Origin of the sequence: Megasphaera hominis (genome assembly GCF_014269395.1) — a bacterium.
Classification (GTDB): Bacteria; Bacillota; Negativicutes; order Veillonellales; family Megasphaeraceae; genus Megasphaera; species Megasphaera hominis.
Genome location: NZ_JACOGK010000004.1, coordinates 30,446 through 47,193 on the forward strand (window position 1 = coordinate 30,446; position 16,748 = coordinate 47,193).

At 51.2% G+C, this 16,748-nt stretch carries 14 protein-coding genes; 1 reads left to right on the forward strand and 13 read right to left on the reverse strand.

Annotation, left to right across the window (positions count from 1 at the left end):
• Nucleotides 1–33 precede the first annotated feature (33 nt).
• The 13 genes from H8J70_RS02035 to H8J70_RS02095 all read right to left on the reverse strand — a co-directional run bounded on the left by H8J70_RS02035 (nt 34) and on the right by H8J70_RS02095 (nt 16,138).
• Entirely contained in the window at nt 34–909 is an 876-nt protein-coding gene (locus H8J70_RS02035) for a DMT family transporter (protein ID WP_186502100.1), read from the reverse strand.
• Between the two features lie 165 nt (nt 910–1,074).
• On the reverse strand, nt 1,075–1,731 hold the full coding sequence (locus H8J70_RS02040; RefSeq protein ID WP_186502102.1) for a 3-oxoacid CoA-transferase subunit B: 657 nt from the start codon (nt 1,729–1,731) through the stop codon (nt 1,075–1,077).
• Nucleotides 1,731–2,474: a CoA transferase subunit A gene (locus tag H8J70_RS02045; protein WP_186502104.1), complete on the reverse strand. Its 744-nt coding sequence runs from the start codon at nt 2,472–2,474 to the stop codon at nt 1,731–1,733. The genes H8J70_RS02040 and H8J70_RS02045 overlap by 1 nt, the downstream gene beginning before the upstream one ends.
• 23 nt (nt 2,475–2,497) lie before the next feature.
• The gene (locus H8J70_RS02050; RefSeq protein WP_186502105.1) at nt 2,498–3,292 is read right to left on the reverse strand and encodes an enoyl-CoA hydratase/isomerase family protein; all 795 of its coding nucleotides are present in this window, start codon (nt 3,290–3,292) and stop codon (nt 2,498–2,500) included.
• A 425-nt stretch (nt 3,293–3,717) separates the two neighbouring features.
• Nucleotides 3,718–4,689, reverse strand: a complete 972-nt coding sequence (locus H8J70_RS02055) for an NADH:flavin oxidoreductase (protein WP_186502107.1) — start codon at nt 4,687–4,689, stop codon at nt 3,718–3,720.
• 14 nt (nt 4,690–4,703) lie between these two features.
• Nucleotides 4,704–5,588 (reverse strand): radical SAM protein, encoded by an 885-nt coding sequence (locus tag H8J70_RS02060; RefSeq protein ID WP_186502109.1) that lies wholly within the window; start codon nt 5,586–5,588, stop codon nt 4,704–4,706.
• An 81-nt stretch (nt 5,589–5,669) separates the two neighbouring features.
• On the reverse strand, nt 5,670–5,930 hold the full coding sequence (locus tag H8J70_RS02065) for an ArsR/SmtB family transcription factor (protein ID WP_246415230.1): 261 nt from the start codon (nt 5,928–5,930) through the stop codon (nt 5,670–5,672).
• A gap of 96 nt (nt 5,931–6,026) precedes the next feature.
• Nucleotides 6,027–6,476, reverse strand: a complete 450-nt coding sequence (locus H8J70_RS02070; protein WP_186502113.1) for a flavodoxin — start codon at nt 6,474–6,476, stop codon at nt 6,027–6,029.
• A 73-nt stretch (nt 6,477–6,549) separates the two neighbouring features.
• Nucleotides 6,550–7,557: an aldo/keto reductase gene (locus tag H8J70_RS02075; RefSeq protein WP_186502115.1), complete on the reverse strand. Its 1,008-nt coding sequence runs from the start codon at nt 7,555–7,557 to the stop codon at nt 6,550–6,552.
• Between the two features lie 2 nt (nt 7,558–7,559).
• Nucleotides 7,560–8,186: a TetR/AcrR family transcriptional regulator gene (locus H8J70_RS12745; RefSeq protein ID WP_186502117.1), complete on the reverse strand. Its 627-nt coding sequence runs from the start codon at nt 8,184–8,186 to the stop codon at nt 7,560–7,562.
• A gap of 282 nt (nt 8,187–8,468) precedes the next feature.
• Nucleotides 8,469–11,600 (reverse strand): autotransporter outer membrane beta-barrel domain-containing protein, encoded by a 3,132-nt coding sequence (locus H8J70_RS02085; RefSeq protein WP_186502125.1) that lies wholly within the window; start codon nt 11,598–11,600, stop codon nt 8,469–8,471.
• Between the two features lie 339 nt (nt 11,601–11,939).
• Nucleotides 11,940–15,341, reverse strand: a complete 3,402-nt coding sequence (locus H8J70_RS02090; protein WP_186502127.1) for an autotransporter outer membrane beta-barrel domain-containing protein — start codon at nt 15,339–15,341, stop codon at nt 11,940–11,942.
• A 242-nt stretch (nt 15,342–15,583) separates the two neighbouring features.
• Nucleotides 15,584–16,138 carry an NAD(P)H-dependent oxidoreductase gene (locus H8J70_RS02095; protein WP_186502129.1) on the reverse strand — a complete coding sequence of 185 codons (555 nt, stop codon included), beginning with the start codon at nt 16,136–16,138 and terminating at the stop codon, nt 15,584–15,586.
• Nucleotides 16,139–16,253: 115 nt separating this feature from the next.
• On the opposite strand from H8J70_RS02095, the gene H8J70_RS02100 reads away from it, so the two are divergent.
• Nucleotides 16,254–16,652 carry a peptide deformylase gene (locus H8J70_RS02100; RefSeq protein WP_343068680.1) on the forward strand — a complete coding sequence of 133 codons (399 nt, stop codon included), beginning with the start codon at nt 16,254–16,256 and terminating at the stop codon, nt 16,650–16,652.
• Nucleotides 16,653–16,748: the final 96 nt, after the last annotated feature.

A 16,748-nucleotide genomic window follows, 5' to 3' on the forward strand; every position in this document is an offset into this window, starting at 1 on the left:
AGGAAGGCCTTTCTCACAAGACTTCTTGCTATATTAATTTCGTTCTACATGAATGCGGTGACCGCGCAGTTCTGCTACACCTACGCCACCTAAGACGAGGACGGCGCCGAGCCATTGCAGGAGAGTCAGCGTTTCACCCAGGAAGATGGCCGACAATGCCAAAGCCGAAAGGGGTTCGATGTAGCCGCAGATCGATACGGATTGGGCTGGCAGCTTTTGGATGCAGGAAAAATAAAGGCAACAGGCAAAGCCGGTGTTGAAGAAGCCAAGGAGGGCAATCCAGGCAAAGGTGGAAAGGCTGAGGTTCCATTCCGGCGTCGGTGCGCTGAGATTGACAATACCTACGATGACGGAGGCGATGAGGAGTTCTGCTGCCGACAGGGCCATGCCGGTGATGTTTTTGATTTTTTTGACAGAGATAATTAAGAGCGCATAACAGGTCGCGGAAAGAAAACCACAGGCCATGCCCCAGGAAAGACCATGAGCTTCTACATCAACGCCGTTGATGCAGACCATGCCTAGCGTAACAAGGATGATGCCCAGGACCTTGGGTACGGTGAGGGCTTCTTGGAAGATGAAACGGGCCAGGATCATGACCAGAATAGGACCGGCATAGCATAGGAGTGTGGCCAGGCTGACGCCGACCTGCTGATATGCTTCGTAAAGGAAGAGCCAGTTGCCTGCCAAGGCAAGGCCGGCAACAAGGACCCATACCAGGTCACGGCTAGGTTGCAGGAGCTGCTTCAGTTCATGACGCAGACATACGACTGCCAAGAGGCAAAAGCCACCTATCAGGGTCCGGCAAAGGACGATTTCGTAGCTCGACAGGGGAATGTGGCTGGCAACGATGCCATTGGAGCCAAAAACAAACATGGAAAATGCAAAGAGTACATACGGGTTATGCAGCATAAAGCATCTCTTCCTTTCGCGTATTCGCGTATATTCATTTCATTATAATGAATACAGGAAGAAAAGACAATGCAAAAACAGCCAGCCTGCCCTATCTTTTACAAAACAGGGGGACTGGCTATCTTTGGGCAGTTCCTGAAACGCAGCAGGAGGATGGTATCTGCGTCAGGTCATGACGCCGAGGTCGGCGGCCACGGTAAAGTCTGCATCTGTGCAAGCGCGGATATCGTCGACGCTGTAGCCCGGAGCAAGTTCCTGGAGAACCAGGCCGTCAGGTGTCACTTTAAAGTAGCACCGCTCCGTTACGATGTCCGTCACGCATTTAGAACCTGTCAGTGGGAGTGTACATTTCTTAAGGATTTTGGACTTGCCACTTTTTTCGCAGTGGTCTGTGGCAACGATAATCTTTTTGACGCCGGCACAGAGATCCATGGCGCCACCCATACCCGGTACGAGCTTGCCCGGTATTTTCCAGTTGGCAATATTGCCTTCCTGGTCTACCTGCAGCGTACCGAGGACGGTAGCGTCAATGTGACCGCCGCGACTAAAGCCAAAGGATTTATCGTGCTGTACGACGGCGCCGCCGGGAATGATGCTCGTCGGCTGGCCGCCGGCATCGGCCAGGTCCAGGTCCCAGTCCTGCCATTTCGGCGTAGCACCGCAGCCGACGATGCCGACTTCGGCTTCGAGCCACAGGTGTACGCCTTCAGGCAAATAATTGACGCACATGAGGGGCACGCCAATGCCGAGGTTGACGAAATCACCGTCAGAGAAAAATTTTGCGCACCGTGATGCAATGAGTTCGCGTCCTGTATAAGCCATTATGCCTTGCCCCCTTCCGCTTTTGCTGCTTCAGCAGCTTTGATTTTATCGAGTTTGCGCTGCCACGATTTGTACATAGGCCGTTTTTCACCTTGCCGTACGTAGAGCATGTCCACGACCGGTGCCGGTACGTCGATTTCATCAGGACCGAGCTCGCCTACTTCGACCAGCTCTTCTACTTCGACGATGACCTTGTCGGCTGCCATAGCCATGTAATCCTGGCAGCAGAGGCTGGTCAGGCGGAATTGGAGGTTCCCTGCTTTGTCGGCCTTCGTCGCTTTGAGGAGGGCAATGTCAGCATGAATGGGCATTTCCAGGAGGTATTCTTTCCCGTCCAGGTTAAGAACCTGTTTGCCTTCAGCTACTTCCGTGCCCACACCGGTGGGTGTAAGGATGCCGCCCAGGCCGTAGCCGGCAGCACGGATGCGTTCGGCAAAGGTGCCCTGAGGAATGAATTCCACTTCCATTTCCCCCTTCAGATAGCGTTCGATGCTGACCGGGTTGAGGCCAATGTGAGAGGTCAGAAATTTCGTAATCTGCTTGCTCGTTACCAGACGGCCTACGCCCATGTCGGGCTGGCCCGAGGCAATGGCAATGGCGGTCAGGTTCTGGACGTTCTTTTCAATGAGGCCCGTAATGATTTCTTCGGCCGAAATTTCACCGTGGAGATCGCTAAACATAATGCGCTGGCCGTCATGGAACTGGTCCAGCACTTCGTCGAGGCTGTATACTTTATTTTTCACGTTGGTATGCCACCTTTCAAGAGTTATGTACCGCTAAACTGGGCTTTCCGCTTTTCGATAAAGGCCTTGCAGCCTTCCTTAAAGTCTTCGGAAGCAATGCATTCGCGCTGGGCCGGCGTTTCGGCCTGGGCGAGCCATTCCTTGTACGTCGCAAAAGACGCTGCATAGACCTGGCGTTTGATATTCTTGTACGAAAGGAGCGGGCCTGCAGCCAAGCGTTTGGCCAGCTTCAGCGTTTCGTCGTGCAGGTCTTCCGGCGTCGTCACCTTGTAGGCCAGACCCCAGTCTTTGGCTTCGGCAGCGCTGACCGGACGGCCCGTAGTGGCCAGCTCGAGCGTGCGGTGTACGCCAATACTGCGCGTCAGGAGGAATGTAGCGCCTGTATCGGGTACGAGGCCGAGGTTGACGAAGGCCAGGATAAACTTGGCATTATCGGCGCAGATGAGGAAATCACCGCTCAGGGCGAGGCTCACGCCGGCACCGGCAGCAGGACCACTGACGGAGGTGACGATCATCGTGTCCATTTTTTTCATATAATCTGTGAGGTATTCGATTTTGGCCAGGAGTTCGTCCATGTTGACTTCTCCGCCGCTTTGAATGCGTTTGTAGAAATAGCCAATGTCGCCACCGGCAGAAAAAGCTTTCTCCGAACCCGCAAGGACGACCGTGCGGACGGCAGTATCGCCTTCGGCAATGGCCAGGGCATCGATGAGCTCATCGGCCATTTCGACATCAATGGCGTTCATGTTTTTCATATAATCCATGGTGATCTGGGCAATGCCATTTTCTACGCTGTAATGAATCTTTTTGTATTCCATAGTTTCTCTCCTTTGCGTCAACCTGAAACAGGCCATCCAGCTTGTCCGTCTGCTATGTACGCTATGTAAAATTTGAGAATGATTTTCTATGAAAATACTATACCATTTTACTCCAAAATGTGCAATAAGTAAAACTGTACCATTGTTGTATTCTTTATGCCAAAATTGCAAGAATTACGAGAAAAGCAAGGATTATTCCCGTCTTACAGGCAGCTTTTCCGGATAAGTTATGCATTTTATGCATAGTCTTGTTTTCTCAAAACAATGTGTTTCTTCAGTGGAACATTTTTGTTATAGCGTTGTCTCAAAAAATCAGTAAGAGGCCTGCCTGGCCAATGGAACACGACAAAAAGCAGCCCTGTGACGAAGGAAGGATGCCTCGCACAGGGCTGCTCTTTATATAATACTATTATATGTACTTTTTCTTATTGATTGAAGCCCCAGCGGGGATTCTTGTAAAGGGCCCGGCCTACACCGACGAGGTCGGCTTTGCCGGCTTGCAGGAGGGCTTCCGCATCGGCCGGTGTCTGAATGCCGCCTGTGACCAGGACGGGCACGGAAACGACGGCTTTAACGGCAGCAGACATGTCGGAGAAATAGCCCGGTTCCTGGTGATCCTGGCGGATATAGCGGCAAGTGCCACCGGAAAGATCGATGAGGTCGACGCCGGCTTTTTCCAAGAGGACCGCCGTCTGGGCAGCGTCTTCAATCGTGCTGCCGCCAGGCTGGTAGTCACAGCCACCGAGGCGGACGGCGACGAGATAATCCGGGCCCACAGCATCGCGGACGGCGGCGACGACTTCTAAGAGGAAGCGCGTACGGTTTTCCAGACTCTGCGGGCCGTATTCATCGGTACGCGTATTGAGCAAGGGCGAATAGAACTGGTTCAGGAGGTACGCATGGGCGCAGTGGATTTCTACACCGTCGTAGCCGGCTGCTTGAACGCGGCGGGCAGCAGCGGCATATTGCCCGACGAGGTATTTGATTTCTTCCTTCGTCAGCGCCCTGGCTTTTCTGCCACGGCAGGTGACATCGCTCGACGAAAGGAGTTCATAGCCTACAGGGTCTTCATTCGTCCAGGCGCCGGAATGGTTCATCTGGGCGATGACGATGAGCTCCGGCCGGACGGCGTGGATAGACGAAACGAGGTGGCGCTGGGCCAGCAGGACGTCGTCGCTGGCCAGGGAGACCTGCTTGTCGTCTACCTTGCCCGTAGGATCTACATAGGCGTGTTCCGTAATGATCGTACCGACGAGGGGGTTCTTGGCAATGGCCGTATAGTGATTGATGAGGTCGGCACTGATGTGGCCCTTAGCTGACGAATGGGTCGCCATAGGCGGAAATACGAGGCGTGTGGTCAAGGTTTTGTTTTTGATTTGCAGTGTATCGTGGATCATAGGTACTCCTCCTTTTAGACGTAGCGCATGCTGTGGCGCCGGGCCTGCAGGACCCGTTCGTCCTGTTCACTGAACTCAGCCAGGATTGCATCGAGACGCTGCAGTGTTACGTCCCGTTCTTCCGGCAAGGTCGTAACGAAGGTGACGCTGCTGGTCGAGGTCATGGTGTTGATCGTAATGGGAATGGTCAGGTCGGCAACGAGCTCGCGGACCTCTTCGATCCGTTCCCGTTCTGTCGCTTCGACAAATTCACCGGCCTTTGTCTGTTCGTAGAGCTTTGTGCCCGGCAGGATGGCCACGTTGGTATACATCATGTAGTACGGATGGATCTGGTTAAAGATGGCGGCACTCTTTTTGGCACTTTCTATGAGCTTACCCTTACCGGCCAGACCACCTAAGTAAATCATGCGGTAGGTCATGCCGGCCGCATCAAGCTTATGGCATTCCGTAAGAATATCAGCTGCCGTATAGCCTTTGTTGACGGCTTTGAGGACGTCATCGTCACCGCTTTCGATGCCGATCATGACTTCATCGAGGCCGTGTTCTTTAATCCGTTTGATGTCGTCGACGGTCTTGTGCTTAATGTCGTTAATCGTAGCGTAGGTTGTAATGCGGGCGTCCGGATAGTAGCGGCGCATGAGATCCCATACGGCGATCTGCTTGTCTGCGCTGAGGACAAAGGGGTCGCCACCAGAGGCCCAAATATTCTTGACATACGGCTGGTAGCGCTTGGCCTCCTGCAGGTCGGCTTCGATCTGTTCCAGAGGGGCTATCCAAAAAGGCGTGTCTTCGTAAAAATTACAAAATGTACATGTATTATGGGAACAGCCGGCTGTGACTTCAATAAACAAGCTATCGACATCGGTCTGGGGCCGGACTATAGGATCATGAAAGTGCATAGGAACATCTCCTTTTGATTTACATTTCTAAAAATATCGATATGAATGAGTGAAGAGAAAGGCAGGAGCTGCCTCCTGCTCTTACAGTTCTTCGCGGATATACACGGCCAGACGGCGGAGCATCTCCTCATTGCGCCGGTAATAGGTCCATTTGCCGTAGCGCCGTGACTCTAAGAGACCGGCCCGCTGCAGCATGTCCAGGTAATGGGAAATGGTCGACTGGGAAATGCCTGCTTTGTCGCAAATAGCGCCGACACAGACACTGTGTTCAAACGTATCTCCTGCGGGGATATGAATCCCTTGGGGCGGGAAATACTGTTCCGGATGTTTGAGCCATTTCAATATTTGTAATCTTGTCTCGTTGGCTAATGCCTTAAAAATTTCTATCTCATTCATGGCTCTATTATATCGTTATTTTTCGATATGTCAATACATTTTTTAGAGGATGTCACCACTGACGCTGCCGTTGAGCATGGTGCCCTTGACGATATGGAGTTCCGGGTACTTGCCTTTCAGGTCCTGTACGGCCTTGTCGATGCCGCTGCCACCGGACGTAGCAAAGAGTACGATTTGGGCATCGCCAAAGGAATGGCTGTCCAGATACGACAGGATGACGTGCGGGGCTGTATACCACCAAATAGGGAAACCGATGTAGACGACGTCGTATTCAAAAGGCTTGACGTGGTCTTCTACCAATTTCGGACGGGAATAATCGTCTTTCATTTCCAAAGACGAACGGCTCTTTTTGTCGAGCCAGTCCAAATCAGCTTTCGTATAGGCCTGGGCCGGTACGATTTCCTGTAAGTCAGCACCGACGAGTTTGGCTAATTCTTTTGCTTTCCCGGCAGTCCGGCCGCCGGCAGAAAAATAGGCTACGAGTTTTTTCATATAAATCACCCCTTGGGATTATTGTATATCTCTTTTGTTATAATTGCAAATGCATTTCTTTTCTGTTTTTCCCTTATTCCTTACGCCAATTACGGCTAAAGGAGCGTTGCTGTGATTCATCAATTCCCCGGTGACCATAGACCTGGCAGGCGTCGAGGCCTTGCTGCAGTTCGGCAAATTCAGCGTCTGTGAGCACGACTTCCGAAGCCTTGAGATTTTCCAGGATCCGTTCCTTGTTCTTTGAGCCGGGAATAGGAATGACGTGGGGATATTTCTTCAGCATCCAGGCCAGGCAAATCTGGGCGCTCGTGCAGTTCTTACGCTTGGCCCAGCCGGCTAAAAGGTCGACAATGGGCTGGTTGCCCTTGATGTTTTCCTGAGATAATTGAGGCACGAATTTGCGTACGTCGTCGCCTGTAAATTTCGTATCAGCTGTGACCTTGCCGGATAAGAGGCCGCTGGCAATAGGCGAAAAAGCGACGAGGCCAATATGCTGTTCCTGGCAGTATGGAATGAGTTCGTCTTCGCAGTCCCGTTCGACCATGGAGTACAGGTTTTGTACAGCCGTCAAGGGCGTAATATCCTGGGCAATGCGCAAGGTCTGGACAGGTACCTGGGAGAGGCCCCAGCCACGGATAAGACCTTCACGGATGAGACGGCCCATAGCAGCAGCTACATCCTGAAGGGGTATGTCTTCGTTAACGCGGTGCCAGTAATAGAGGTCGATATAGTCTGTCTGCAGCCGTTTGAGAGACGCGTCGAGGTGGCTGCGCAGAATGTTGTAGACCGGTTCTGATGGAATGTATTCTTCTGTCGTGATGTGCAGCTTTGTCGCCAAGACGATGTTTTTACGGATATCCTTCAAGGCTTTGCCTACGAGTTCTTCGTTGTGGCCCGGATAAAATTGTTCCCGTCCGTACGTTTCAGCCGTATCAAAGAAGGTGCAGCCGTAGTCGTAGGCGGCGCGTATAGCGTCTATGCTGTACGCTTCCGGCGGCACGGCACCGTAGCCATGGGAAAAGCCCATACAGCCCATACCGATTTCTGAGACAGTGAGTTTGCCTATTGTGCGTGTGTTCATTTTTAATCCCCCTTGGTCAATAGTTTGCAGATACAATGACGGGTCAGCTGGCGGATGGATACGTCCGGCCTATCTATGCCGGCTAACCGCATGGATTCGAGCTGCCACGCTGTAGGATAGACGTACGGGTAGATGCCGTACATAAAGGGCAGGAAGGTGTAGTGGAAAATCTGCCGTTCCTCTTTCGTCAGGTCCGGCACATAGGCTTTGAGACAATCATCCATGACGTCCCGGGCATGACCATAAGACTCTTTAAAAGCCGTCAAATGTTCCAAACGGCTGTGCTCTTCTATTTCGTAGAGGTTCATACATTGAATTTTTAGCATGGTCGTCCGCTGTTCCAGGCTCTGTCCGACAGCGTCAGCAAAATCAGTGACGGTCATGGTATCGTGCTGCTGGCGGATGTCTTGCAAGGCCTCAGCCCACAAGTCGTATTCCTCCCGCAGGATAGCCAAAAAAATCTCTTCCTTCGACTGGAAATAATTATAGAGGGCCGGCCGGGAAAGGCTTGTTTCTTTACTGATGTCCTTGAGGGAAATTTCCTGGAAGGTCATCGTTTCGTAGAGTTTGCGGCAGGCCCGGGTAATTTCCTGAGGGCGCTGGGCTACGACGGCGCGCGATACTTTCACATGATCACTTCCTTTTTTTCTGACGTCATGTCATATTATCAGTTTATATTTTTTCTGACGTTATGTCAATATAATTTCTGTAAAAAGATACCGTGCCTTCAGATTGGTGAAGACACGGTATCTGAGAGGAGCTCATTGCAGTTGTATTTACCCATTTAGAAATTTGCACTTTGCCGTGGGGCTCATTTCACCTCTAGCGCTTTTGTCTTTCTACGTTATGAGGCTTTTCGTCTTGCCTATATCGGCCGTATTCGCGGCCACTCATTCCCTGAGAAAGCGAGGTTAGAATTGGTAGTTGAAGCGCGCTGCCAGGGTAATACCTTTTTGCAGGCCTGTCCAGCCCGTGACATGGAAGTCCAGCGTGTACGGGTTGTCTTTGGTGGCTTCGGTGGTCCAGCCGGCTTCGAGGAAGCCGCTCGAGCCTTGGAGACTCGGCGACTGCGTACGCAAACCATTATAGGAGGCAATGCCGTCACCATTGAATTCATATTCCCAGCCCGTACCGATGTAGAGTTTTTGGTGTTTCCGGACCGTGCGGTTCCAGCGTGCGCCCAGGCGGGTAGCTACGGAGTCCATAGAATCGAAATGGTATTGGGCCAGGCCGCGGCTGCTGCGCAAGGTGACGGTGTCGCTGCCTTCGTGGGTCCAGAAAAGCTTAGCGTACACGTCGAGACTCGTATTTTTCTGCAGGGGCAGGACCTTGCCGATGCCGGCGTGCATGGCGATGTAGGGTGAGCTGGAGTTATAAGCAGCGCGGGTGCCATCGATGATGCCCGTGTAATCGTTTTTGATGTGGCCGCCGTGAAGGCTGCCTTCGTAGTAGAGGCCATCGTTTCGGTCTCTACGGACGAGGATGCCGCCGCCCAGGTACTGATGCTCCCCATCACCGCGGGCGCCGCTGTCGAGGAAGGTCGAGTAATTGCCTTTACCGTATTCGATGAAGGGCATGATCGTGTCGATGTAGTCCTGGCGTTGGAGACGACGGACGAGGCCGACGTTGACGTTGAAGCCGTGGCTGCGCACATACGAGCCGGTCTTATGCTTCAGGGATTCAGCGCCCATGACGGCATAAGGAGTGAAGCGGGCCATGGCGTCCATGTTGAGTTTCATAGCTGACGCACCATTGCTGCCACTGCTGCCTTTTCCGTCTTTACCGGGGTCATGAGGCCCACCAGGACCCGGTCCTTGAGGCCCACCAGGGCCTGGACCATGGGGGCCGCCACCGTTGGCGATGGCGTTGGCCTGAGCGGCTGCCATGGCACTTTGTACACCGTCTGTAGCGACGAACTGGACGTTATGCTTCAGGCCTGCCAGGCCGTCTACTTTCCCTTCTACGAGGGATTTGGTGCCTGGATGCAAGGATGCCGCCGGTTCGGGTTTCGGGTTAGGTTCAGGATTAGGTTCAGGATTAGGATTAGGTTTCGGGTCCGGGTTCGGTTCGGGTTCCGGATCTGGTGGCTTGGGCGCTAATTTCGTAATGGTGGCAATGATCTTATCTTCCCCATCCTTCTTGACTTCGACGCCGGTCTGGGCAAAGCCCGCATCTGTCAGAACGCCGTATTTCGTTGCCGTAGCACTCTCCGAATCTTCGTCTGTCGTAACACCGGCTTCGTTGACAATCAAATTGATCTTGTCACCTACATTCAAGATAGTCGCGTCACTGGCACCGGCCTTGATGGTGGCGCCCGTAAGGTCTGTAGGTTCGCCACTGGTGATGGTGAGCATGGTACTGCCGTTGACGGCTTCTTTGGGGATGTAGAAGTTCAGGTTTTGGAAATAGCCGATTTCCTTGACTTCGTTGTTCAGACTTTTGACGTTAAGGGTGTTGCCTGTACTCGTGGGAGCCATTCCGCCATAGAGGCAAAGGCCATCACCAACAACAGTGCCGTTTAAATTGACAATATTGTTTGTGGCACTGCTGTAGCCGTATCCGGCAGCAATGTTGATGTCATTACCGGAGGTAAAGGTCACACCGTCGTTAATATTCATGATATTGCTATCTACAGTCACGCCTTCGGCCACTTCTATAGTGACACCTGCTCCTACAGTGGTACCTTTATTCAAGGTGCCGATATTACCGCTTGCCATAGCGTTTGTCTTAGGCGCTAAACTTATATAAATGTTAGTGCCGTTACCGATAGTGCCGCCTGTAGAAGTGAACGTATTTTCTTTGGCTACGCCGTTATCCCCCAAAACATAGCCAATGTAGACATTCTCTCCGGAAGCGAGCGTTCCCTGCAGGTCTACGGAATTGTTGTTGGTTTGTGACGTTCCTTCTGTGACTATGATATAGCTGCTAGTTGTGTCAAGGATACTGTTCTTTCCTATAATCAGCTTGTTTTCATCAGATACGCCATTGCTTAAGCCTACGACCATCATACGCGGTGTATACGTAAACGGTGTATCAGCTGTACCACCTGTAAGTTCAATTTTATTGTTAGAGGCCTTTTCACCAGAAGAGGCATTGCCAGCCGCAATGGTCCCGTAAAGGGTGACGTCTCCTAATGTTACTATATTGTTGCAGGCACTGGTTCCCTGAAACGTATAACCTCCCGTAATATCGTCGCTTATAGTACCTTTTTCCATCACGATAGTATTTCCATCAGCCGTATCATTTTCTCCACTGCCGCCATTATAGCCGCCATCTACGGTAGAAAATACACCATCGTGGATGATAACCTGATTGTTATTCACATTGCCGGATCCGGAGGCATAGCCGCCATAGACCAGAGAATCTGCATTTCCTGTAGTAATTTCTACCTTGTTATAAGACGCGTTGCCCTGGGAAGTGGAACCACCATATAGGCCCATACCCTTCGTCGCATCAGGGAGATCGACCTCGAGCACGTTGTACGATGCATCTCCTGCTGTACTGCGTCCGCCATAGGCTGAACCAGGCTGAGCCGAGCCACTGATGTCGAGTTCATTGTTCAGGGCATTTCCCTTTTCACTGATGCCGCCAGCCATATCGGAAGCTGTGCCACCGGTAACAATCGTTATATTGCTCGGTTCTGTCGTGACGCCCTCGGTATAGGAACCGACATCGCCGTTTTCAGAGTAAGCTCCGGCAATGTTTTGCAGGGAATCGGCTGTGCCTGTACTAGTGACAGTAAAATGGACACCTGTTACAGGGGCCGCATCAGTATCCTTGGTGTAAACGCCAAAAAGATTCGTACTGGCTGGCCGTGTTGGCGAAAAGCTTTGCAGGTCTAAGGTTACGTCTGTTCCCAATTCCGTCTTGGGTGCATACACGTCATAGTCATTGAAACTGGCACCAAAGTGTACAGTTTGCTTGTCTTGCAAGTCGTTTACGCTTGTAATAGTCGTTGCCGCCTGTACAGGTGTAATACTTCCCAGGCCACAGCCCATCATGCTGATAAGTACCAAAAGAATTAATTTCTGATTTTTCGTCATACTAGCACCCCCACTTTCGTCTATTATGACTGTTCTCTTCCCTTATATGATGCAGTGCCTCTTTGATCAAAGGCACTCGTCAAGCAAAGAAATAAATTTATTCTTTAATAATAATTCTTCATTTTTATTATAACATATTACAATTATTAATCAACATTAATTATTATTTATTATATAAGAGAACTTATTCATATGAAATTATCATAGTTATAAAACTTATCGTTGTTGATAAATTCATAAGCTAAAAATATAGTTCCATATTTTTTTCTCTTTGTCCGTAGCACATGAGGCAGACATTCCATTAAAAAAGACGCCCTATGTAAGGACGTCTTTTTGTATCTAAAATTGGTAGTTGAAACGGGCTGCCAAGGTAAAGCCATGCTGCAGGCCTGTCCAGCCGGTCAGGTGGAGGTCCAGCGTGTACGGGTCATCCTTGGTAGCTTCTGTTTGCCAGCCAGCTTCCAGGAAACCGCTCGAACCCTGGAGACTCGGCGACTGCGTACGCAGACCGTTATAGGTAGCACAGCCGTCACCGCTAAATTCGTATTCCCAGCCTGTGCCAATGTATACCTTTTGATGTTTTCGAATGGTACGGTTCCAACGAACACCTAGTCTGGTAGCAACAGAATCCATGGCATCGAAGTGGTATCGGGCCTGGCCACCGCTGCTACGCAGGGTAACCGTATCGCTACATTCATGGGTCCAAAAGAGCTTGGCGTACGTATCGAGGCTGGTGTTCTTCTGGAGAGGCCGTACTTTACCGATACCGGCGTGCATAGCTACGTATGGCGAATTCGAGTTGTAGGCAACGCGGGTACCCTCGATGATGCCCGTGTAGTCGCCTTTGATGTGGCCGCCGTGAAGGCTGCCTTCGTAGTAGAGACCGTCGCTTTTGTCTCTACGGACGAGGATGCCGCCACCCAGGTACTGGTGTTCTCCGTCACCGCGGGCACCGTCATCGAGGAATGCAGAGTAATTGCCTTTGCCATATTCGACAAAGGGCATGATCGTGTCGATGTAGTCCTGGCGTTGGAGACGACGGACGAGGCCGACGTTGACGTTGAAGCCGTGGCTGCGCACATACGAACCGGTCTTATGACGCAATGATTCACCGCCCATGACGGCATAGGGTGTGAAGCGTGCCATAGCATCCATATTGAGCTTCATGCCGGAGGTATTGTTACTGCCTTTGCCACTGTTCTGACTGTTGACTACAGCGTTTGTCTGGGCGGCTGCCATGGCACTTTGGACGCCGTCTGTAGCAACGAACTGGATGTTATGCTTCAGACCAGCCAGGCCATCTACTTTTCCTTCGGCAAGAGATTTCGTACCCGGATTCAGTGTAGCTGCCGGTTCGGGCTTAGGTTCGGGTTCCGGTTTTGGTTCAGGCGTTGGTTCTGGTTCCGGCTCTGGTTCCGGTTCCGGCTCTGGTTCCGGCGGTTTAGGCGCTACCTTCGTAATAGTGACGATGATCTTATTTGTACCGTCTTTTTTGACTTCGACGCCCGTCTGAGCAAAGCCCGCGTCCGTCAGAATGCCATATTTCGTTGCCGTAGTACTCGACTGGTCTTCGTCTGTCGTAACGCCGGCTTCGTTGACGAGGAGGTTGATCTTGTCGCCTACGTTCAGGATGGTCGCGTCACTGGCACCGGCCTTGATGGTGGCACCCGTAAGGTCCGTCGCTGCGCCGCCGGTGATGGTGAGCATGGTACTGCCGTTGACGGCTTCTTTGGGGATGTAGAAGTTGAGATTTTGGAAGGCCGCGATTTCTTTTACGTTGTTGTTCAAGGTGTAGACGTTGAGGGTGTTATTCGTGCCGCTCACGCCATTGACGATATACGTACCGCTGTCGTATTCCTGGCCAAACAGGCCGCCGCTGAGGTGAAGGCCTGAGGCGGAAACCGTGCCTAGCAGATTGATGGTATTGTCATTCGCTTCCGTACGGCCGACGCCGGCCACGATATCAATGTCATCGCCAACAGAAGTGCCTGCAGCAAAGGTAACACCGTCTTCGATGTTCACCGTATTGCCATCGGCTACGGTGCCTTGACCGCCATAAAAGACGGTGCCGACGCCCAGGTTAGCGCCTTTTTGGAGGTTGATGGTATTTTCATTGGATTCCACATTCAATGGCCCATAATAATAGGCATAAACAGAATCGGAAGAGCCGCAGACGAGAACGCCTGCGTCCAAGGTGCCTGAGACATTCACGGTGTTTTTATCACCTGTGTTATCTCCTCCATAATTCCAGGCTCCCACAACCAGAGCGCCCTCACCTACATAGCCTTCGATAGTCATGACATTTTCATTGGCCTCTCCACCCTGACCGGTTGCACTGGCGCTGGCTATGACGTCATCAGAGTATACACGGCCGGTTTTGCCCACAGTGAATATATTGCCATTAATAATGCCTTTAGGGGCTTCTGCAGAGCCAGCCATGAGATTCATTCCCTCTCCCAGCGTGCCATCAATTTGCACTGTATTTCCTTTGGCTTCCGTTGTTCCGCGTCCACTTGCCGTATTGTAAGAAACATTAGAAATTTCAGCTCCCTGGTCGATAATCAAATGGTTGTTATTGGCTGGACCAGAAGAGAACCCTGCATATAATTGCTTGAACTGAGTCAGCGTGCCGCTGGTCAAATGAACGGTATTGCCGTTGGCTTCCCCGTTGGTACTATTCATGCCGGCTATAATGCCTAAGTTGGAATCATTCAGCGTCACATCCGTCAGCGTGATGGTATTCTCATCGGCCTTGCTGTCCGCAGCGTTTCCATAATTGGAGCTATAGACCCAGCCCCCTACGATTTCACCGCTTATGGTACTGTTTTTGATGGTTGTCTGATTCTGGCTGGCACTGGTGCCGCCTTGGATATAGGCTGTATGGACATTGCCGATGGTGCTGTCTTCTATTGTGACCACGTTTCCATCCGCCGTGTAGCCTTCATAGCCGCCATAGATATACCTGAAATTGCTGTTGTGTACTGTGACCGTATTATCGTCCGAGCGGGCACCGTAGTCTATCTTGCCATCATTTGCCGATCTGCCCCCAAAGATGTCTCCGCCTGCAGAGTCCCAGACTTCTATGGTATTATGGGAAACGACACCGGTATTGCTGTTGGACTTGCCGCCGTAAAGGCTAAATTCTAAGGCAGAGCCGGCTTTTTTGACACCGTTCATATGGAGAACATTATATGTGGCATTGCCAGTTTGACTGTAGCCGCCATAGGCTTTATCAAATTGCGCGGCATCGCTTATATTGAGTTGATTATTTGTCACCGTGCCGGTATTGCTCATGGCCGCAGCAAGTTCAGAAGCACTGCCGCCTTTCACGGTAACGGTATTGCTGGGTGCAGTATTGCCTTCCGTATAGGAACCGAGAGCACCGGCGTCACCATACGCTCCCACAATGTATGCCAAAGTCTGTGTGGTCCCCGTACCAGAAATAGTTATATTTTTACCGGTTACCGGTTCTGCAGCCTTGTCGGTATACGACCCAAACAGTGCCGTTTGTGAAGGCCTTGCCGGCGTAAACGTTGCTAAGTTGATGGTCAGCTTGTCTGCCGCTTGCGTAGGAGCGTAGACCGCATAGGGGCTGCGGCCCATGACCTGTGCATTTGCAGTGGTCGTCAAATCATCTGTACTGGTAATACTCGTCTCTGCCTGGACCGGTGTAGCATGTGCCAGACCACAGCCCATAAGGCCCAAAAGCACGCAAAGGGCCAATTTTCTCTTCCCAATCATACTACCCCCTCCACCAACATGGTTGGTGCTATCTCTCTCTCTTAGCCACGCTCTCCTTATGAAATGGCTCGATTCCTATCTAATCACGTATCGTTATTTATCTAATTTTATTATAGCATGGTTTTTCATTCATCATGCATACTGATTTGTCATTAATCATTCTTTATCTTGTATAATTCAAATCATATAATTATACACATTGAAAAAAAAAGACGCCCTGTGTGGACGTCTTTTGGCTTGCCTTAGCATTTCTTCAATTCTTCTAGCAGTTTTGCTGCGCTCTTTTTGCAGTCGCTGATGATGCGCTTCTTGTCTTCTTCGGTGCTGACGCCAGGGACGTACATGCAGCCGTAGGTGACGATGGGATCATGGGGTTTCATGCCCGTGAATTCGGCGAGCTGCTGGAAGTTGTAGAGGTATTCTGCCACCGGGCGGTTTTGCGTACTGCCTGCTTTGTATGTGTCAAAAGGCGCGCCGGCAGTGAAGGAAATGATAAAGTCTTTGCCTTGCAGAGCTGTGCCCTGGCTGCCATAGGCGAAGCCGTGGGCCAGGACTTCTTCTACCCATTTCTTGAGGAGGGCCGGATAAGAATACCAATAAAAGGGAAATTGGAAAACCAGGACGTCGGCTGCTTTGACGGCGGCCTGTTCTGCCGGAATGTCGAAGTTCCAGCCTTTTGCGGCCAAGTCTTCGATGGTGATGTCCAAGTCAGATTTTTTGATTTCTTCTAGAATGGTGGCGTTCGCCAGGGATTGTTCCGGATGGGGATGACCGGCGATAAGTAATATTTTTGCCATTGTGTTCTTTCCTTCTTTCGTCTATTATACTAGGTGTAGCTAGTCAATTCTGTACCTATCGGGTATATTATAGCACCATATAAGGAGAAAGGATATATATATAAAACGAGAAATTGTGCGAGATATCATTTTCCTTCAGCGCCATGCTGAGGCAGCGACGCCGGACGATGCAGCTGTGGCGGTGGATTTAAAGGATACACTGGAGGCGCATTTGGAAACGTGCGCAGGCCTGGCGGCAAATATGATTGGCAGTACCAAAGCTATCATCGCCTTTCGCCATGATAAGAAGACGATCATCATGTATAATCCGGAAATCGTGAAGACGTCGAAGAACACCTACGAAACGGAGGAAGGCTGTCTTTCCCTGACAGGGACGCGGCCGTGTACGCGTTTTGAAACGATTGAGGTGCAGTATGAGGATGTCCATTTCAAGAAAAAACGAAAGAAATTCACGGGATTTACGGCTGAAGTGATTCAGCATGAAGTGGAGCATCTGCATGGGATCTTGATTTAGCTTTTTCCGGGAAGAAAGTGGCTCGCAGAGGCGTCACGTACAGTCCCTGAGGCAGGCCGAAAGCGTCCTAGTCCTTACCGATGCGAGCGCAATGAG